The sequence below is a fragment of the Ruegeria sp. AE4 genome, assembly GCF_056542185.1.
This window is the reverse complement of sequence record NZ_JBQFZK010000008.1, coordinates 64,293-83,461: the sequence shown is the minus strand read 5'-3', so window position 1 is coordinate 83,461 and position 19,169 is coordinate 64,293. Positions and strand designations below refer to the sequence as shown.

The 19,169-nt window shown below is 57.3% G+C and carries 23 protein-coding genes; 14 read left to right on the top strand and 9 right to left on the bottom strand.

All coding sequences use genetic code 11. The features are described 5' to 3' along the window. Positions 1–100: 100 nt before the first annotated feature. The 8 genes from ACR0EK_RS11900 to ACR0EK_RS11865 all read left to right on the top strand — a co-directional run bounded on the left by ACR0EK_RS11900 (position 101) and on the right by ACR0EK_RS11865 (position 7,265). Positions 101–358, top strand: coding sequence for a metal-sensing transcriptional repressor (locus ACR0EK_RS11900; RefSeq protein WP_480546232.1), 258 nt, complete (start codon positions 101–103; stop codon positions 356–358). A 3-nt stretch (positions 359–361) separates the two neighbouring features. Continuing rightward, positions 362–1,681: an MFS transporter gene (locus ACR0EK_RS11895; protein ID WP_480773982.1), complete on the top strand. Its 1,320-nt coding sequence runs from the start codon at positions 362–364 to the stop codon at positions 1,679–1,681. A 52-nt stretch (positions 1,682–1,733) separates the two neighbouring features. Then, on the top strand, positions 1,734–2,162 hold the full coding sequence (locus tag ACR0EK_RS11890) for an Lrp/AsnC family transcriptional regulator (RefSeq protein WP_267363085.1): 429 nt from the start codon (positions 1,734–1,736) through the stop codon (positions 2,160–2,162). Positions 2,163–2,234: 72 nt separating this feature from the next. Further along, a complete protein-coding gene (locus ACR0EK_RS11885; RefSeq protein WP_480773981.1) occupies positions 2,235–2,933 on the top strand; it encodes a transglycosylase SLT domain-containing protein in 699 nt (232 codons plus the stop codon). 9 nt (positions 2,934–2,942) lie between these two features. Beyond that, positions 2,943–5,030 carry a flagellar biosynthesis protein FlhA gene (gene flhA / locus ACR0EK_RS11880; protein WP_480773980.1) on the top strand — a complete coding sequence of 696 codons (2,088 nt, stop codon included), beginning with the start codon at positions 2,943–2,945 and terminating at the stop codon, positions 5,028–5,030. Continuing rightward, positions 5,027–5,800, top strand: a complete 774-nt coding sequence (locus tag ACR0EK_RS11875; RefSeq protein WP_267363081.1) for a flagellar biosynthetic protein FliR — start codon at positions 5,027–5,029, stop codon at positions 5,798–5,800. The genes flhA and ACR0EK_RS11875 overlap by 4 nt, the downstream gene beginning before the upstream one ends. Then, positions 5,797–6,885, top strand: coding sequence for an EscU/YscU/HrcU family type III secretion system export apparatus switch protein (locus tag ACR0EK_RS11870; RefSeq protein WP_480900037.1), 1,089 nt, complete (start codon positions 5,797–5,799; stop codon positions 6,883–6,885). Before ACR0EK_RS11875 ends, ACR0EK_RS11870 begins: the two co-directional genes overlap by 4 nt. Then, positions 6,882–7,265 (top strand): hypothetical protein, encoded by a 384-nt coding sequence (locus tag ACR0EK_RS11865; protein WP_480483918.1) that lies wholly within the window; start codon positions 6,882–6,884, stop codon positions 7,263–7,265. Before ACR0EK_RS11870 ends, ACR0EK_RS11865 begins: the two co-directional genes overlap by 4 nt. A 34-nt stretch (positions 7,266–7,299) precedes the next feature. Here the strand turns inward: ACR0EK_RS11865 and ACR0EK_RS11860 are convergent, their stop codons facing one another. Genes ACR0EK_RS11860 through ACR0EK_RS11820 form a run of 9 tightly spaced genes read right to left on the bottom strand, consistent with a single transcriptional unit; the run spans position 7,300 to position 11,838 of the window. Beyond that, positions 7,300–7,800: a flagellar basal body-associated protein FliL gene (locus ACR0EK_RS11860; RefSeq protein ID WP_480483917.1), complete on the bottom strand. Its 501-nt coding sequence runs from the start codon at positions 7,798–7,800 to the stop codon at positions 7,300–7,302. Positions 7,801–7,809: 9 nt separating this feature from the next. Continuing rightward, a complete protein-coding gene (gene flgH / locus ACR0EK_RS11855) occupies positions 7,810–8,541 on the bottom strand; it encodes a flagellar basal body L-ring protein FlgH (protein WP_480483916.1) in 732 nt (243 codons plus the stop codon). Then, positions 8,541–8,957, bottom strand: coding sequence for a flagellar basal body P-ring formation chaperone FlgA (gene flgA / locus ACR0EK_RS11850; protein WP_480483964.1), 417 nt, complete (start codon positions 8,955–8,957; stop codon positions 8,541–8,543). Before flgA ends, flgH begins: the two co-directional genes overlap by 1 nt. Beyond that, complete coding sequence (gene flgG, locus ACR0EK_RS11845; RefSeq protein ID WP_480483915.1) at positions 8,957–9,742, bottom strand: flagellar basal-body rod protein FlgG; 786 nt, start codon at positions 9,740–9,742, stop codon at positions 8,957–8,959. The genes flgA and flgG overlap by 1 nt, the downstream gene beginning before the upstream one ends. A gap of 21 nt (positions 9,743–9,763) precedes the next feature. Beyond that, on the bottom strand, positions 9,764–10,474 hold the full coding sequence (locus tag ACR0EK_RS11840) for a flagellar hook-basal body complex protein (RefSeq protein WP_480967830.1): 711 nt from the start codon (positions 10,472–10,474) through the stop codon (positions 9,764–9,766). Further along, positions 10,474–10,746, bottom strand: a complete 273-nt coding sequence (locus ACR0EK_RS11835) for a flagellar biosynthetic protein FliQ (protein WP_480967829.1) — start codon at positions 10,744–10,746, stop codon at positions 10,474–10,476. The genes ACR0EK_RS11840 and ACR0EK_RS11835 overlap by 1 nt, the downstream gene beginning before the upstream one ends. A gap of 4 nt (positions 10,747–10,750) precedes the next feature. Beyond that, positions 10,751–11,041 (bottom strand): flagellar hook-basal body complex protein FliE, encoded by a 291-nt coding sequence (gene fliE, locus ACR0EK_RS11830; RefSeq protein ID WP_480967828.1) that lies wholly within the window; start codon positions 11,039–11,041, stop codon positions 10,751–10,753. 11 nt (positions 11,042–11,052) lie between these two features. Continuing rightward, positions 11,053–11,439 (bottom strand): flagellar basal body rod protein FlgC, encoded by a 387-nt coding sequence (gene flgC / locus ACR0EK_RS11825; RefSeq protein ID WP_480967827.1) that lies wholly within the window; start codon positions 11,437–11,439, stop codon positions 11,053–11,055. A gap of 12 nt (positions 11,440–11,451) precedes the next feature. Next, complete coding sequence (locus ACR0EK_RS11820; protein WP_480488145.1) at positions 11,452–11,838, bottom strand: FlgB family protein; 387 nt, start codon at positions 11,836–11,838, stop codon at positions 11,452–11,454. Positions 11,839–11,925: 87 nt separating this feature from the next. Here ACR0EK_RS11820 and ACR0EK_RS11815 point away from each other — a divergent pair, with 87 nt between their 5' ends. From ACR0EK_RS11815 to ACR0EK_RS11790, 6 genes are all read left to right on the top strand, one after another. Further along, the gene (locus ACR0EK_RS11815; protein ID WP_480507180.1) at positions 11,926–13,263 is read left to right on the top strand and encodes a FliI/YscN family ATPase; all 1,338 of its coding nucleotides are present in this window, start codon (positions 11,926–11,928) and stop codon (positions 13,261–13,263) included. Positions 13,264–13,351: 88 nt separating this feature from the next. Further along, a complete protein-coding gene (locus ACR0EK_RS11810) occupies positions 13,352–14,191 on the top strand; it encodes a flagellar motor protein MotB (RefSeq protein WP_480967826.1) in 840 nt (279 codons plus the stop codon). Between the two features lie 91 nt (positions 14,192–14,282). After that, positions 14,283–15,578 carry a flagellar hook protein FlgE gene (locus ACR0EK_RS11805; protein WP_267366907.1) on the top strand — a complete coding sequence of 432 codons (1,296 nt, stop codon included), beginning with the start codon at positions 14,283–14,285 and terminating at the stop codon, positions 15,576–15,578. A gap of 33 nt (positions 15,579–15,611) precedes the next feature. Continuing rightward, a complete protein-coding gene (gene flgK / locus ACR0EK_RS11800) occupies positions 15,612–17,069 on the top strand; it encodes a flagellar hook-associated protein FlgK (protein ID WP_480967825.1) in 1,458 nt (485 codons plus the stop codon). Then, positions 17,066–18,073: a flagellin gene (locus ACR0EK_RS11795; protein ID WP_480773971.1), complete on the top strand. Its 1,008-nt coding sequence runs from the start codon at positions 17,066–17,068 to the stop codon at positions 18,071–18,073. The genes flgK and ACR0EK_RS11795 overlap by 4 nt, the downstream gene beginning before the upstream one ends. After that, positions 18,070–19,164, top strand: a complete 1,095-nt coding sequence (locus ACR0EK_RS11790; RefSeq protein ID WP_480488149.1) for a flagellar basal body P-ring protein FlgI — start codon at positions 18,070–18,072, stop codon at positions 19,162–19,164. Before ACR0EK_RS11795 ends, ACR0EK_RS11790 begins: the two co-directional genes overlap by 4 nt. The last annotated feature ends 5 nt before the right edge of the window (positions 19,165–19,169 follow it).

Genomic DNA, 19,169 nt, shown 5'->3' with positions numbered 1-19,169 from the left:
ATAGGCGGTTTGGTCCATAAACTCAACGCCGTCCAAAAGTCACGGGCAAATCCCCGCAACAAGATTGACAATATCCTCATGGGGGGGATAGGGATACATCATGACAAATGTACCCCGCGAGTCGCATCCGCATATCACGGCAAGGCTGAAACGGGCCCACGGGCATCTGGCAAAGGTCATTGCCATGCTTGAAGGTCAGGCGCCCTGTTCTGACATCGCCCAACAGCTGTTTGCCGTTGAAAAAGCGGTCACCAACGCCAAGCGCGCCTTGATCCATGATCACATCGACCATTGCCTGTCTTCCGATGGCGATAGCGGCGGGATCGAGGATTTCAAAGCCATTACGAAATACCTCTGAACCATGCTGAGCATTCTAAAAAACCGGACCTACCGCCACCTGTTTGCTGCCCAGATCGTCGCCCTGACCGGAACCGGGCTGGCCACAGTCGCGCTTGGGCTGCTGGCCTTTGATCTGGCCGGAGACGCTGCTGGCCTTGTGCTGGGCACCGCGCTAACGATCAAGATGGTGGCCTATGTCACCGTGGCCCCCCTGGCCGCTGCATTTGCCGAGCGGCTGGACCGTCGGAAAATGCTGGTTCTTCTGGACCTGATCCGCGCCGCAGTCGCTGTATGCCTGCCTTTCGTGACCGAGGTCTGGCAAATCTATGTGCTGATCTTCGTGCTACAATCCGCCTCGGCGGGCTTTACGCCCGCCTTTCAGGCAACGATCCCGGACGTGTTGCCGGACGAAAACGAATATACCCGCGCTTTGTCACTGTCACGTCTTGCCTACGACATGGAAAGCCTGCTGAGCCCGATGTTTGCCGCGGCTCTTCTGTTGCTGGTCAGCTTCAACAGCCTGTTCTGGGGCACAGCGCTGGGATTTGTTGCTTCGGCATTGCTGGTGGTCTCGGTCGTCCTGCCCTCGCCCAAGCCCAGCAAACCACGCGGAATCTATGACCGCACGACACGCGGAATTCGCATCTATCTGAAAACGCCCCGGCTGAGGGGGCTGCTTGCGCTTAATTGGAGCGCCGCAGCGCTGAGTTCGATGGTAATCGTCAACACAGTGGTCATCGTGCGGGCCACCCTTGGCCTGTCAGAAAGCGCCGTGGCCATTGCACTGGCCGGATTTGGCGGCGGGTCGATGCTGGCGGCGTTTACTCTGCCCCGACTGCTGAATCGGATTGAGGATCGCAAGGTTATGCTGTCCGGAGCCATTCTTGCGTCGGGCGCTATGGCCGTCGCCTCGGTTCTGACCGCGACGATCCCGCTTACGCTGGGTGTCCTTGCCGTTTTTTGGGCTTTTACTGGCTTTGGATATTCTACAACCCTTACGCCTTCGGGTCGTTTGTTGACCCGTTCCGCCCATCCCGAAGACCGCCCCGCTGTCTTTGCTGCACAGTTTACTCTGTCACACGGCTGCTGGCTGGTGCTGTATCCGCTGGCTGGGTGGATAATGACCGTTTATGGGCCGACTGTTGCGCTCGGCAGTATGTCTATTCTGTCCGTGGCAGGCGTGATTGTGGCAGTCAGCCTTTGGCCGCGTGACGATCAGGAACCGGTTGTTCACACTCACCCCGATCTGCCAGCCGATCATCCGCATCTGGCCGGGGCGGGCCCGCACGCGCACCCGATCATAATCGACGACCTGCACCCACGCATACCGCGTGAGCCTTGAGAAAGGATGTCCATCTGATCTAAACCCGGACTTACCGCAAACCGGAGCCCCAATGGACCAGCTTGACCGCCGTATCATCGCCGCCCTGCAAGCCAATGCACGTGCCTCGACCACGCAGATCGCGGCCTCGCTGGGTGTGGCCCGCACGACTGTGCATGAACGGATCAATCGTCTGGAACATCGCGGCGTAATCACCGGATACACCGTGCGCCTTGGGTCCACGGAAGACACGCCCAAAGTGCAGGTCATCGTCATGCTGGAAGTGCAGCAGAAGGAAACCAACCGGATCCTTAAACGGCTCGAGGCTTATCCCGAGGTCAAACTATGCCTGTCGATCAATGGTGAATTCGATCTGATGCTGACCGCAGATGCCCCGAGGCTGGAGGATCTGGACATTCTGGTGGACGATCTGGCGAAGATCCCCGGCGTCCTGCGCACCAATACAAGCGTTGTTTTCGGGCGCAGGATCGACCGAAACTGAGGCTGCGATAACTCTCTGTAAACCGATCGGCGGCTAGCTTGGCCGGGAACACCAGAATCCCGGACCGGCAGAATGCCAATTCGCAGAATACCAATTGCTTTCATGATACTGCATGTGCTGTTGGCGCAGGTGGGTTCTGCCATGCACGCAGCACCGACAGGCGGGCTTTGTGATCAGGCCGCGCGCCGTGCGGCACTGTCCGAAGATGTTCCGCTGGACGTGCTGCGCGCCATAACTCGCGTTGAAACCGGGCGAACAGTCGACGGGCTGTTGCAGCCCTGGCCCTGGACAATAAATGCCGAAGGTCAGGGGTATTGGTTCAAGTCCGAGGCCGAGGCCAAGGCCTATGTTTTCAAAATTTTCAAAGCGGGCTCTCGCAGCTTTGACGTCGGGTGTTTCCAGGTCAATTATCGCTGGCATGGTAAGGCCTTCCGCTCGATCGATGCGATGTTTGAGCCGGATGCGAACGCAACCTACGCCGCCCGCTTCCTGAAAGACCTTTATTTCGAACTTGGTTCGTGGCCTGCTGCGGCCGGGGCGTATCATTCCCGCACGAATGCTCTGGCCGAGGCTTATCGTGGTCGGTTCCAGACAGTGATGGCTCAATTGGACAACCCGCCCTCGCACGGGTTTTCTGGCAAGTCACGCGATCCGTTCACAAGGGCCGGAACGCCCTTGATTCCGGTGCTAGTGGCTTCACCCGCCACCACTGCCTTGGGCTCTCTGGTCCCGACCAATAGCACAGCAACTGCTTTCATCCCTTTCAATTAGGAAACCTGCGTGCCCCAGATTGACATCCGGTCCCTGTTTTCGCCCACTGTCCTGTTGGCACTGGCGCTGATGACCGTCATCGTCATGATGATCCTGCCCATGCCTGCCTGGGTGCTGGATGTGGGGCTAGCCGCCTCTTTCGCGCTGGCCATCCTGATTTTCACTCTGACGCTGTTCATCGAACGTCCGCTGGATTTCTCGTCCTTCCCAACGATCCTGCTGGCATCGCTGATGCTGCGCCTGTCGCTGAACGTCTCGTCGACCAAACTGATCATCGGTCAGGGGCATACTGGACCCAACGCAGCTGGTGACGTGATTGAAGGGTTCGCCAATTTCGTCATGGGCGGCAGCATCTTTCTGGGTCTTGTGGTTTTCGGCGTACTGCTGATCGTGAATTTCATGGTCATCACCAAAGGGGCCGCCCGTATGGCCGAGGTCGGCGCGCGCTTTGCCTTGGACGGGATGCCGGGCAAGCAGCTTGCCATCGACAGCGACATGTCAGCCGGGGCCATCGACCATCAGCAAGCCAAGGAACGGCGGGAACGCGAACAGCAGGAAACGACATTCTTCGGCTCGCTCGACGGTGCGTCGAAATTTGTCAAAGGTGATGCCGTTGCTGGCCTTCTGATCACTCTTTTGAACCTTGTTATGGGTTTGGTCATGGGGGTGATCGTGCACGGAATGCCGGTGGCTTCGGCGTTCGAGACTTATGCAATCCTGACCGTCGGTGATGGTCTGGTCTCGCAGATCCCCGCGGTTATCATCTCGATTGCCTCTGCATTGCTGCTGGCGCGCGGCGGAACACAGGGTGCCACCGACAATGCCATTTTCTCCCAACTTGGGCGTCATCCGGCTGCGCTGTCTACCGTGGCGGTTCTTATGGTCCTGTTTGCGCTGGTGCCCGGCCTGCCTTTCCTGCCGTTCATCCTCGGTGCAGCTGTACTTGGTTATGCGGCCTACAGAATTCGGAAAAAGCAGAAAGAAACAGATCCGTCATTGCATTCGCAGGCGACCGAAACCGAGGTGTCGGTCTCGCAGGCTATTGGTGATATTCTGGACCTGGATGACGTGCACCTTGAATTCGCACCCGATCTGGTAAGCTTGGTTTTGAATCCCGGAACTGGGTTGGATGCCCGCATTGCCAATATGCGCAACTACGTGGCGTCTACCTTCGGATTGATCCTGCCCGAAATTCGCCTGACTGATCGAGCCGACCTGCCAACCGGAACCTACGTGATCAAGGTTCAGGGGGTCGAACAGGCGCGCGGCGTTCTGAACCCCGATCTGGTTCTGGCTCTGGTTCAGGACGGGTTCGATCTGTTGCCCGAAGGCAATGACGTGACCGAGCCGGTTTACGGCGCGCCTGCCCGCTGGATCCTGCCCAAACATCAGGAGGACGCAGCGCTGAACGGGGCCACTATCGTCTCACCGCCCGAGATCCTGGCCACGCATCTGCTAGAGATTATCAAGCAGAACTTCTCGCGCTTGCTGACGTTGAAATCCCTGCGCCGCCTGCTGACCGAAATGACCCGCCTGAGCGACCCAGTTCGGGCTGAGGCAAACCGCAAGTTGCTGGATGAATTGATCCCCGACAAAGTGCCAATGGACACATTGCACGCCGTTCTGCGACTGCTTCTGGAGGAACGGGTTTCGATCCGGAACATGGCCCTGATCCTTGAAAGCGTTGCCGAAGCACGGCTGACAACCACCCAGCCTGAAGGCATCTGCGAATTGGTGCGCCAGCGTCTCGGATTTCAACTGGTCGCCGATATGAAGCGTGAGGATGGCTCGATCCCGCTGATCCAACTGGCCCCCGAGTGGGAGGAAACGTTCACCACCTATCAGGTCGACGCGCCCAGCGCCGGACTGGATGTCGCGCTACCACCGAACCTGTTTAACAAGCTGGCCGACGGCATGGTCAGCAGTATCGCCAGATCTGCTGATAACGGTTTGTTTCCTGCTGTCGTGACCTCGACCCGGCGACGCCGGTTGTTGCGTACGATCATGCATGCGCGCGGCGTTCCAAACCCGGTCCTTTCTTTTGAGGAAATCGGGTTGGAAGCCAAACCCGCGCTGGTAGGAACTGTTCCCGCGTGATCGCTCTGCCGCCAGAATTGTTGACGCAGCTGGCCGAACCGCTCTGGCAGGCCTTTGCGGTTTTTCTGCGCGTCTCTGCTTTGGTTTCGCTGCTGCCTGCTTTCGGCGAGCGCAGCATTCCAACACGGATGAAACTGGGGATATCCGTCGCCTTTACCCTGATCATTTTTCCGGCAACCCAACCATTGGACCTGTCTCTCAACCTGTGGACGCTGGGGCGGTTGGTTGGGACAGAAATCCTGATTGGGCTGGCGCTTGGAACCGGGCTGCGGCTGTTTGTTTTGGCGCTGCAAACCGCCGGATCCATTGCCGCGCAATCCACGTCATTGTCGCAATTGCTGGGTGCGGCGGCCACTGATCCTGTTCCGGCAATGGGATACCTGCTAACGATCGCGGGGCTAACGCTTGCCGTCATCATGGGCTTGCACGTACGGGCCGCGCAATTCCTGATCCAGAGTTATGCCCTATTCCCCATGGGGTTGGTGCCAAGCTCGGCAGATTTGTCCTATTGGGGTGTGCGACAAATCTCACGCAGCTTTGGGTTGGCCTTCTCGCTGGCAACGCCATTCGTCATCGCCTCGTTGATCTACAATCTTGCACTTGGGGTTATCAACCGGGCCATGCCGCAATTGATGGTCGCCTTCGTGGGCGCGCCAGCAATAACATTTGCCGGGCTGTTTCTGCTGTTTACGGGCGCACCATTGATCCTCTCTGTTTGGTCTGACGCGCTGATTGCCTTCTTCATGAACCCGATCGGAGGCCAGCGATGAGCGGTGCCGATGACGACAACGACAAGTCATACGAGCCGACGCCGCAAAAGCTCCAGAAAGCCCGTGAAAAGGGTGAAGTTCCCAAGTCCAACGACTTGTCGGTTGTTGCGGCATATACCGGACTGCTGATCGCATTGTTGGCGGCAGGGCAGTACGCCGTCGCGCAATTGGGAACTCTGTTCATGGTCCTGATCGACCAATCCGACCAGATCGCGAACCTTCTGAAAATGGGACCTGCGACAGCGACGGTTGCCGGAATTCTGAGTGGCGCGGTGACACCCATTGCCGTGCTTTTCTGCCTGCCCGCGGTGGCCGTTCTGCTAAACCTGATTGCCCAACGCACGCTGGTGTTCGCCCCCAGCAAACTGAATCCAAAGCTTTCGCGGATTTCCCTTGTTTCGAATGCCAAAAACAAGTTCGGGCGCGGTGGCTTGTTCGAGTTCGCCAAGAGCGCAACCAAACTGGCGATTTACAGCCTGTGCCTCGCACTTTTCATCAAGTCGAATCTGGCCGAAATTCTGTCTGCCAGCGCGGCCCCGGCAAAGTCATCCATACTGCTGATGATGAACCTGTTGTTTCGCTTCCTGTTCATTGTGGTTGCCATCGCACTCGGCATCGGCGTTATCGACTTTCTGTGGCAATACGCCGAGCACATGCGCAAGAACCGCATGTCGCGCAAAGAGATCCAGGATGAAACAAAGGACGCCGAAGGCGACCCCTATGTAAAGCAACACCGCCGTCAACGTGCACAGGAGATCGCCTCGAGCCAGATGATGGCAGATGTTCCGGGCGCGGATGTTGTTATCGTAAACCCCACCCATTTTGCCGTTGCACTGAAGTGGTCCAGGGCTACTGGCAGCGCACCTGTTTGTGTCGCCAAAGGTGTGGATGCAGTAGCCGCTTCCATCCGTTCCGCTGCGGCTCAGGCTGGCGTTCCGATCCGCTCGGATCCCCCGACGGCGCGCGCGCTTCACGCAACTGTCGACATCGGGCAGGAGATCGCCGAAGAACATTTCCGCCCCGTTGCCGCTGCAATCAGGTTCGCCGAAGCGATGCGGAAACGTGCAAAGGAGCAGATCCGATGAAGGACACTCAGTTAAGCGGGCTGGACAAAATAGCCGACGTCGCTTTCCAGAAGCAATTTCAGACACTCCGCCCAATCCTCGAGGCCGAGGCCAGAATTCAGAACCAATTGGCGAAACTGGATCATCAGCTTGACCAGGTGCGCAAAGCCAGCGGTTGGACAGAAGGATATCAGATATCCGGGGCCGACATTCTTTGGAATGGCTGGGAATCTGCCACGCGCCGCGCGTTGAACATGCGACTTGCCCAAACGCGCGCTCAGAAACTGGCCGGTCTGGAGGCGCTCAGAATTGCATTTGGCCGCAAACAAGCCGTCGCAACCCTGCGGGAGCAGCAGCTAAAAAGCCATCGGCAGGCCGTTGCTCGAAAGCAAACCCGTTAATGCTGACCGGATCCGTGCCGTGAAGCGACCTTCGTCAGGTATCTTGACGGTTCACGCTCATGATCAGCACTTTTGAAACATCTTCACCCAGCTCTTTTTTCGCCACTTCCAACAAGGACTTACGCAAGACATCCAGATTCCGGGATTCTGTGAACGTCCCATCAAATCCCCCGGTATTTGCGTGATCAAACAGAACCTGAAGAAAGCCATCCCGCAACTTGGGCTCAATGGAATAAAAAGTTTCTTCAATTGCTGTGTTCGCCTCAAGGCTGAGGGACAAAGTGACCATCGCTTCGATTTCGTCATCCCCAACCACCGGAACGACAAAATGCTTGGTCAACTTTAGATACCCATAGGCTGGCTTTTTTTCCTTGGACTTTTCAGACTTCTCGTGACCGGCCTTCTCTTCTTTTGCCACTTCTTTTTCGGCGGCTGTTTTGTCGGGCTTGCCCGAAGGTGACAGAAACAGCCCGGCACCGACACCCGCACCCAGGCCGACAATCAGGAGAACGACTGGAACCAGTTTTGCAATCACGGTCGCACCTCAGAATGGCAAGAGTGAATCAAGAACTTGCTGGCCGTATCGGGGTTGCTGGACATCCGTAATCTGACCTCTTCCACCATAAGACACCCGCGCAGAGGCGATCTTGTCGTAGGTAACTTCGTTTTGACGCGAGATATCCTGAGGGCGGACATACCCGGCCACCAAAAGCTCGCGCAGTTCAAAATTGACCCGCAACTCCTGCGAGCCGGAAATCGAAAGAACCCCGTTCGGCAGAACATCCAAAACCGTCGCGGCGACACGCAGGGTGAGTTTCTCGTTTCGCCTCACAGATCCCCGCCCGGAACTTGTGGAATCCGCTTCGATGGACACGGCTTCATCCAGCGATGCCCCGTCAGGTAAGTGTTTTTGCACGCGCTGGGGCAAACCAAAGAGGCCAGGAACCTCAAGGTTTTCCGAGCCTGATCTGGACCGTCTGGTGTTGTTTGATATCTCAGCTTTTTCATCCAACTCGATGACTACAGTCAGAATGTCACCTTTCTTGATCGCCCGCTGATCGCCCAGCAAGGATTGCTGCCCTCCGCTCCAAAGAGATGAGCGGTCAACGGTGCGTTGTGGTTGCGTGTGCAAAGGCAGACCCGGCCACAGCATGGCAACCTGCTCGGGAGATTCTTCGTTTGGTGTAAAACTCGGGGGCTTGCCAAGATGATCCAGACGACCACACGCGGCCAAAGACAAAGCTATGAGAAGGAGAGTTTTCGACAGTCCGGTCATTACTTAACCTCGACTTGGCCATCCGCGCGGATTTGGCCGGTTACAGTTGTTCTGGACGACAGGTTCATGACCCGGATGCGATCCCCAGCAGCGCCACGCCCCAAGGCGCGGCCTTCCGCGGTTATCGACAAGGCTTGGCGGTCGAATATCAGGACGACCAGATCGTTGCGGTCAACGATGGCGGGGGGGCCTACATCAACTTCTCGGACCGGCCTGCCGGGATACAGTGCCACCCGCGCCTCTTGCCCGATCAGAAAATCAGGGTCAGTCACCGCACCTAGGACATCCGTCGGGCTTGTTTTCAAGTCAGTTGCAGAAATGATTTCTTTGGCCCGGATCGTGCGGGTTGGAACCACAATGTCAGCCTGTGCTGTGATTGGAGCCAGTAGTGCCAAACATATGCCGATCCCTCGCATCATCGCACCTGCGTTGTCGCGCTCATCATTTGATCCACAGCCGAGATGACTTTGGCATTCATCTCATAGCCGCGCTGCGCCTCGATAAGTTCGGTTACCTCGCGCACTGCGTCGACCGAGCTGTCTTCCAGATAACCCTGCCGCAATGTGCCCAGCCCATCACTTCCCGGAGTTCCCAGCACCGGGGCACCCGACGCCTCGGTCTCCTTGAACAGATTGCTGCCAATGGCTTCCAGCCCCTTGGCGTTCGAAAAGCTGGCAAGGACAAACTCACCCAGCAACTGCCCCTCGGGAGAGTCGTCGAAATAAGCATAGACCTCACCCGCGGCATTGATCGAAATTGACCGTGCGTCGTCGGGAACGGTGAGTTCCGGCGAAACCGCATAACCGTCGGAGGTGACAATGAGACCCTCTGCCGACCGCTTGAGGCTGCCGTCACGCGTATACGCGGACTGACCGCTGGGCAGCGTAACTTCCAGATATCCGCGCCCCTCGATCGCCACGTCAAGATCACTGCCGGTGGCTGACAAAGCACCTTGTTCCAGTTGCACGGTAACAGCTGCGGGCCGCACGCCCAGACCAAGTTGAATACCTGTCGGCAATACTGTTCCGTCCGAGGCGTTTACAGTTCCGGCGCGCGCCATCTGTTGATAATGCAGATCGGCAAATTCGGCCCGGCGGGCGTTGTAGCCAGTGGTGTTCATGTTTGCCAGGTTGTTCGAAATCGTCTCGACCCGCATCTGTTGCGCGGTCATTCCGGTGGCGGCAATTTTCAGGGCTCGCATGTCAAACTCTCCTTTTACCGTTCAGCGCATCAGCGCCTTGAGCGCCCCGCGCACGCGTTCGTCTTCGCTGTCAAGAAAGCTTTGCCCCAGCTCATAGGCGCGCTGGATTTCCACCAAGCGGGTCACCTGCTGAATGGCGTTGACGTTTGAACCTTCGAGAAAGCGTTGCCAAACAACGGGTTCATCAACTGGATCTATCGCACCGTTGGCACGAAACCGCGTATTTCCTTCGCGTATTAGCTCCTGCGGATCAGCGACATTGAATACGCCCAACTGGCCCAGAAACTGGCCGTTGACACTCAACGTTCCATCACTGCCAACATCAATCGAAGCTGCATCGGGCGGGATAAAGACCGGGGCACCGTTGGCATCCAGAACGCGTGCGCCATCCATCGCAACCAGATCGCCTTCGGCGTTTGGCGAGAAGCCGCCCGCACGCGTCAACCGGTTGCCATCCGGGGTTTCAACCATGAAAAACCCCTCCCCTTCGAGGGCGAAATCAAACTGCCCTCCGGTTTCCGTAAGCACGCCTTGTTGCAGTGACGTGTTGCGCGCCTCGGCCCGGCTCATGGAGAGGGACGGATTGTTCGGCATGTCCCGAATGTATTCCGAAAACACCAGCCCCTGCTGGCGATATCCGGTCGTGTTGGCATTTGCGATGTTATTCGCCACCAGCCGCATTTCACTCATCAGCCCGGACTGACGTGACAAGGTGACGTAAGCCGTGTCCATCAGCGGCCTCCTGCAATCAAAGGAACAAGCGTTCCGGTAAAAAACGTAACAAGGGTCTGAGTCATGAACCCCATCGAAATCCAGAACACGACGACAATGGCGATCAACTTGGGAACGAAAGTCAGGGTCATCTCTTGAATCGAGGTCAGCGCCTGGAACAGACCGACAACCAGGCCAGAAACCAGAGCCACGGCAAGGATCGGGACGGATGTGATGACCGCAACCCATAACGCCTGACGAACGATGTCATAAAAAAGCCCCTCGCTGAGCATCGGGTCAGACCGGCATTCTTAGGATTTCCTGATAGGCTTCGACCACTTTGTTGCGGACGATCACTGCGGTTTCTACCGCCAGTTCGGTCTGGGCCAGCGCCTGAACCAGTGCATGGGGATCAGCCTGACCGACCATCGCAGACTGAGACATTTGTTCGCTGTGTCTGAGCGTGGCTGCAAAGTCCTGAAAGGTCGCCCTCAATCCTTGTGCCACCCCGCCATGATCGGGATCGGCCTGTGTGGCAGAGCGTGCGCCAGCATAATTCTGCGCGGCGTTCAGTGATCGGATATCCATTCTGGCTGTCCTTATTTTCTGAGCAATTCCATCAGCGACGACGACATCTGCCGCGTCTGATCAAACATCTTCAGGTTGGCCTCATAACTGCGCTGGGCTTCCCGGGCGTCCGCGATTTCAATCATCAAATCGACGTTGGAGCCCTGGAAGTGGCCACTTTCATCTGCCAAGGGATGACCGGGGTCGTAGATGCGGGCCAGCGAACGCTGGTCAAGCGTCACACGGCCAGCCTGCACCATGTCCCCACCGTTTTTCTGCACGGTTTCAAACGGTACGGTTTTGCGTCGATAGCCGGGCGTGTCCGCGTTCGAGATGTTTTCGGACACATGCCGCAACCGCGCGGATTGCGCGCGCAAAGCACTGGCTGACGCAGCAAGGGAATGGGAAAAATCGCTCATACCTGCCGCCCCTTATCCGCGACCCAAACTGGTGCGCAGAATGTCCATTGAGGATTTGTAGATCGCCAGCGCTCGGTCGTGCTGTCGTTTGACCTCGACCGATTTAAGCATCTCTTCCTCAAGCGACACACCATTGCCATTGGGATCACCTGATGGGACAGCTTCAACCTCAGCCCAGTTTTGCGCACCGATACTGCCATGCAGATGGCCCGGCCGCGTGGCGTCCATGGTCACGTCATGCCCGGTGGTTTCGAAAGCTTTCTGAAAGGCCTCGATATCGCGCGGCTGATAGCCCGGCGTATCGGCATTCGCCATGTTGCGTGCAATGACCGCCTGCCGTTGCCCGGCATGGGTTGCCATTGCGTACGCTGTCTTAAAGACGTTCAGGTCATAGAACATCGGGGCTTCTCCCTCGATCAATTTCAATCAAGGCTTAACCCCGATTCCTTTAGAAACCGTTTTCAGAACTCAGTTGGAGCCTCCACGATGTCTGATCTCGACCCGGTACTTCTGAAACACGAACTCGACAGGATGACCGCAGTCCGTCACGTGGGGCTGGTCACCGGCGTCGCGCAGGGTCTGATCGAAATCGGTGGTTTGAACACGCATGCCCGGGTCGGGGATTTGCTGACATTGCGGCGGCGCGTCGGGTCCGATCTTGTGGGCGAGGTGCTTCATGTCGGTTCTGGCCATATTAAAATGCTCCCCAATGCGGCCCCCGATGGGGTCAGCCTGGGGGATCGCGTCTACCTTGACCCATCACCAGATTTTGCACCGGGATTGCACTGGCTTGGACGGGTAATCGACCCCTTTGGCAGGCCCTTGGATGGAAAACCGCTGCTGAGCGGATCGCAGACGCGCGATATCATGCAGGCCCCTCCACCAGCCGTGACACGCAAACCTTTGGGGCAGAGGATGGTCACCGGCTTGTCGGTTCTCAACACTGTGTTGCCCGTCGTACGCGGGCAGCGGGTGGGGTTGTTTGCCGGGTCGGGTGTCGGTAAATCGACCCTGCTTTCCACTCTGGCCCGGTCTATGCAGTCCGATGTCGTCGTAGTCGCTCTGATTGGCGAGCGCGGACGCGAGGTGAATGAATTTGTCGCGCAGGCCATTGGCCCCGAAGCCATGAAGCGCACAATCGTGGTGGCCGCCACCTCTGACCAGTCGGCATTGGCGCGCAGGCGGTGTGCCTGGTCGGCCATGTCGACGGCCGAGTATCTGCGGGATCTGGGTCTGAACATTCTTTTTCTGGCTGATTCCGTGACCCGCTTCGCTGAGGCGCATCGTGAAATCGCTGTTTCTATGGGGGAATCCCCGTCTTTGCGGGGATATCCACCCTCTGTCACCCCCCTGATTGCCAGTCTTTGCGAACGCGCAGGTCCCGGAACGCAGGAACAGGGGGATATTACTGCGGTATTCAGCGTTTTGGTGGCCGGTTCGGACATGGATGAACCCATCGCTGACATTCTGCGCGGCGTTTTGGACGGGCACATTGTACTCAGCCGCGACATCGCCGAACGGGGGCGTTTCCCGGCCATTGACGTCAGCAGATCTGTGTCGCGGAGCCTGCCGGGAGCCGCATCCGAGGCCGAGAACCAGATGATCACAGAAACCCGAAAACTCGTGGGCAGTTACGAGCAGTCCGAAGTGATGATCAAGGCCGGGCTATACGCCGAAGGGTCTGATCTGCTGCTGGATCAGGCCGTTCGCGTTCACGAGGAATTGGACGCCTTTTTTGCCAAACCGGAAGCTGAGGGAATCGAAAACAGCTTTAACCGCTTGTCATTGATACTGCGTCGTGCATCGATCAGCTTGCCACGCTAGGCAGAATTCCAAACAGTTTTAAGTATTAAGGCCACCTTAAGACCTGCGCTGCTAGGCAAAAAGTCGGGTGATAATATAGGTGGTGGAGATGGGTGCGCAGACCAATGCGGCGCCAATCATCATCAAGAAGAAGCGTGTGTCGGGTGGTGATGGTCACCACGGCGGTGCGTGGAAAGTTGCATATGCCGACTTTGTCACGGCCATGATGGCCTTCTTCATGTTGATGTGGCTGCTGAACGCGACAACTGAACAGCAACGCAAAGGGTTGGCGGATTACTTCGCCCCGACAATCCCTCTGAGCCCCGAATCCGGCGGCGGAGACGGTGCTTTTGGCGGCGACAGTATGTTGTCGGAAAAGACATTGCTGCGGAATGGTGCCGGGGCCAGCACCAAACACGCAACTGAATCCCGTCAGGCACGCGGGTCAACCGGTTTGGATGCCATCGGTGGTGGCAAAGGTGACACCGAAGACTTCTCGACGCTTGAAGCTCAGCTTTTGGGGCGAACCGGTGAAAGCGAGGTGTCGGATAAGCTTCTCAGGCATATCGTGACACGCGTCACCGACGAAGGATTCGTTGTTGAGCTATTCGATACGGACACCCAGCCACTGTTCGACCCCGGTTCCGGGAAACCAACCGGGATCTTGCGGGCGCTTGCTTTGATCATAGCGCGTTCTTCGGATCTCGTGACCAACCCGATTGCTGTCAAAGGCCATGTCAGCGCATCTCCTGTTGTGCAGGTTCGCAATACCACCTGGGATCTGTCCACTGCCCGGGCGCAATCAGTCCGCCAGCTGTTACAGGACAAAGGCGTAGCGGCAAGCCGGATGGATCGCGTCACAGGTCATGCTGACCGAAAACTCTTCACCGACAATCCGATGGCGGTTCGGAACAACAGAATCGAAGTGATATTTCTGCGGCGACCCTAAAGGATAGAACGCATTTTACCTGTTAGCGCGCTGTTAAGGGGCAGCGCGTTACCTGTTGCATCGAAGCTTGACGCAACAGAAGGGCGCGCCAATGACAATTTCCTCTTCGCTGAATGCCGGTGTGGCGGCGTTGAAGGCCAACGCCAACAGGTTGGCAACGATTTCCGACAACATCGCAAACTCTTCGACCTACGGATACAAACGAGTGGAAACTGACTTTCATTCGATGGTCACGTCTGGCCAGGGTGGCAGTTACTCGGCAGGGGGCGTGCGCACGACCAGCCAGCGCATGATTGATCAGCGCGGATCACTGGTGACCACCAGCAACTCTACCGATCTTGCAGTGCGCGGACGCGGCATGTTGCCGGTACGATCCAGCTCGCAGGTCGGCGCAAATTCGAACGAGATGTTGCTGACGACCACAGGTTCCTTCCGGACTAACGACGAAGGATATCTGGTGACCGAATCCGGCCTTGTTCTTTTGGGATGGCGTGCTGCGGCAGACGGGTCCATCCCGCCCGTTCCACGCGACACGCCCGCCGCGCTTGAACCAATTCAGTTGAGCGTCAACCAGTTGTCCGGTGCCCCGACAACAAAGATGAACCTGCGTATGAACCTTCCCGCAACGGCAACAGATGCGGGTGCGCCGGGCGACACACAGCCTTTATCGGTCGAGTATTTCGACAATCTCGGGAAATCCGAAAGTATTGATATTCAGCTGATCCCGACCGTTCCCGCAACTGGCAGCAGCAATGAATGGACCATGGTTCTGCGCGATTCAGCATCCGGTGGCGCGATTATCGGGGAGTACACTTTGACCTTTACCGATAATCGAACGGCTGGTGGTACGCTGGCCAGCGTCACTCCTGTATCCGGTGGCGCTTACGATCCAGTAACCGGCAGTGTCATGGTCAATGTCGCTGGCGGCCCGATGGAGGTCAATATCGGACTGATCGGCGATTCCGATGGCATTACTCAGCTATCCGATACATTTGCTCCGGTTTCAATCACGCGCGATGGATCTGCCGTTGGTACGATGACCAGCGTTCAGGTCGATGAAAGTGGCTATGTCTATGCATTCTACGATACCGGTGTCAGCCGCCGAATGTTCCAGATCCCGCTGGCCGATGTTCCCAATCCCAACGGCCTGACAGCGCTGGACAGTCAAACCTACGCGCCTTCCCGCGAAAGCGGCACGTTCTTTCTGTGGAACGCGGGCGAAGGCCCAACCGGTGATATCGTTTCCTTCGCACGCGAAGAATCCACCACGGATGTGGCAACCGAGCTGACATCTCTGATCCAGACACAACGCGCCTATTCATCCAGTGCCACGGTGATCCAGACGGTGGACGAGATGCTTCAGGAAACGACCAACTTGAAGCGCTGATCCAGGCGCTGACCAAAGGAAAGGAGCGGCCTCATGAATATGTCGACGGCACTCAATAACGCATTGGGTGGGCTGACAGCGGCCAGTCGCGGGGCGGCTGTGGTCTCGGGGAATATCGCGAATGCCCTGACACCGGGCTATGCGCGCAGGTCCCTTGAACTGGCGACAAGTCCCATATCTGGCAATGGCGTGCGTGCGGTTGGGGTAATCCGGCATCAGGACCCGGTTCTGACGGCCAACAGACGGTCGTCAGACGCCGAGCTTGCCTTTCAATCCTCCATTTCGGATTTCCGCTCACGGTTCGAAAACCTTGTAGGAACAGCAGACAGCACGCCATCCCTTGCCAGCCGTATGTCTGCCTTGGAAAACAGCTTCATTACCGCAGCCAGTCTACCCGACTCGATCGAAAGACTTGATCAAGTGGCGCGCGCGGCGCGCGACCTTACGGCAGAGCTTAACGCGGCTTCTGAGGGTGTGCGACAGGCACGCTCGGACGCGGACCGCAAGATAGGCGATCAGATCGAAAGCCTGAACCTGGTTCTGAAAGACATCGAAGTTCTGAACGCAAAGATTCCGGCCATTCAAAATTCCGGCGGCGATATCGGGGCCTTGCTGGATCAACGGCAAGTCCTGATCGATCAGGTCAATACTTTGATCCCGGTCAACGTTGTGCCACGTGCCAACGATCAGGTATCGCTCTATTCAGACGGCGGGTTGATACTTCTTGAAGGTAAGGCGTCCGAGTTCACCTTTTCCACGACCGGTGAGACGAAACCCCACATGACGGTTGCAAATGGTCTCCTGTCCGGATTGGCTATGAACGGCAACCCGGTACGCACCAGCGGGGACACTGCGCAAATCCGTGGCGGCGCGTTGATGGCCCAGTTTTCAATTCGCGATGAATTGGCGGTTGAGGCGCAGCTGCAGCTTGATACCGTTGCCCGCGATCTTATCGAACGATTTGAAACGCCGGGCTTGGATCCCACGGCACTTGCGACAGATCCCGGTCTGTTCACAGACAACGGAAATCGGTTCGACCCGACAACCTTTGTCGGGCTGTCATCGCGCATTTCGATGAATTCGGTTGCGGACCCCGACAACGGCGGGAACAGCTGGAAGCTCCGCGCCGGGCTGGGTGCCGCAACGCCGGGCGATCCCGGACAAGCGTCGCAACTGCGTGCTTTCGGTTCCATTCTGAATGATGCGCGCACCGTACCTGGCGGGCTGTTTGGCACTGGAAACATGCGCGCCGCCGAGTTGACCGAGGCGCTTATGTCGAAAGCCGGGGCGCAATCTCACGCTGCAGAGCAGCGGAAGGTTTTTGCCAGCAACAGCCAACAACAAATGTCACAGATTGAGGCCGAACAAGGCGTCGATACGGATCAGGAATTACAGCGCCTCATGCAGATCGAGCAGACATACGCAGCAAACGCGCGTGTCATCTCGGTCGTCGATGAGCTTATGGAAACGCTTCTGAGGTTATTAGCATGAACTTGACTGCTATCGGCGATCTGGCGCGCGGTATGACCCTTCGCACCCGCGCCACTGAAATCAAAACACAGATTGAAACCCTCTCTTACGAGATGTCCACCGGCAAAGTGCAGGATATATCTGGTCGGCTTGGCGGAAATTACTCTCAGATCCTGGATCTGGATCGCTCGCTTGCCAGGCTCGACGCCTTTGGCATCGCCACAGCCGAAGCGGCCCTGTTCACGGATGCCATGCAGTTGAGCCTGAAGACATTTGGAGATTCGGTTGGCGAAATGACCGCGTCTCTGTTGACCTACGGAACGGCCAATCAGCCGGTAAATCATGCGCAGGCGTCAGATCATGCCAGGAATGAGCTCGACACGATGGTATCGGCGCTCAACACGCGAGTTGGTGGGCGCAGTCTGTTTTCGGGTACAGCCACGGATGTCTCGCCACTGCCCTCGACTGACACGCTGTTGGCTGCGTTGAAGACACAACTGACGGGGGCTGTGACCGTCGCCGACATACGCTTGGCTGCCGACACATGGTTCAACAGCCCTGCCGGGTTTGACGCCATGATTTATCAGGGCGCGAGCACCACACTCTCTCCTATGCAGATCTCGGAAAATGAAAGCGTTACGCTGCCACTCACGGCAACCGACCCGGCATTCAAGGCGGCCCTAAGGGATGTTGCAATAGCGGCATTAGCCACCGACAATACGTTGGCTCTTTCTTCCGACCAGCGCACCGCCCTGTTCACCCAGCTGGGCGTCGATCTGGCCAACGCACAGGATGCCACGGTAAACCTGCGGGCCCAGGTCGGCAGCGCCGAGGCCCGCATCGAACAGGCCGCCACGCGAAATTCGATGGCCCGAACCAGTCTGGAATTCAGCCGGAACGAACTGATCGCGGCCGATCCTTATGAAACAGCGGCGAAATTGCAAACGGTGCAGTTTCAGTTGGAAAGTCTCTATTCGGTAACCGTTCGCAATGCGAACCTTTCGCTGGTGAATTTCCTGAGATGAGGGCGCTGATACTTCTCCTGATCCTTGTTCCCGGTATAGCCTGGGCGGGGGCGATCCGCCTCAAGGACCTCGTGGATTTCGATGGTGTCAGAGGCAATGATCTTGTGGGTTATGGCCTGGTTGTCGGTTTGAACGGAACCGGTGACGGATTGCGCAACTCTCCTTTCACCGAAGAGATCATGTCCAACATCCTGGAGCGTTTGGGTGTCAACGTAACGGGCGAGGATTTCCGGCCCAAGAATGTGGCAGCGGTTTTGGTGACAGCCAGTCTGCCGCCTTTCGCCAGAGTCGGCGGCCAAATTGATGTAACGGTTTCGGCGATAGGCGATTCAAACAGTCTGTTGGGTGGGACACTGGTTATGACCCCGCTAAACGCAGCAGACGGGCAAATCTATGCGGTTGCACAAGGCACAATCCTTGCAGGTGGCGTTTCCGCTGAAGGAGAGGCTGCGTCGATCGTGCGTGGGGTACCAACCTCGGGTGTGATCCCGTCCGGCGCGCGTGTTGAGCGTGAAATTGAGTTCGACTTGTCAACTTTAACCCAAATGCGCCTTGCGTTGAGAGAACCCGATTTCACCACGGCCGCGCGTATCGAATTCGCCATAAACACCGAGTTCAACAGAGCTGTGGCAATCATGCGCGATTCAGGCACGGTTGAACTCAACATTGCTGCAACTCAGGCAGTGTCGACGGCCCATGCCATTGGGCGTATCGAGAATATTCTGGTCGAGCCGGAAGCAAAGGCGCGTGTGGTGGTCGATCAGCGCTCTGGCACCATCGTAATGGGGCAGGAAGTCCGGATATCGCGTGTGGCTGTCTCTCAGGGTAATCTGACCCTGACAGTTCAGGAAGCACCGATTGCCGTGCAACCCAATCCGTTTGCCAGGGGCGAAACAGTGGTCGTTCCGCGCACTATTGCAGGGATCGAAGAGGAAGAAGGAACCGGCCTTGCCGAAATCCCCGAAGCTACGACCCTGTCCGAGGTTGTCGCAGGCCTGAATGCGCTGGGGGTATCGCCCCAGGATATGATCGATATCTTGAAAACCATCAAAGCGGCGGGCGCCTTGCACGCAGAATTTGTTGTCAGGTAGCCGAT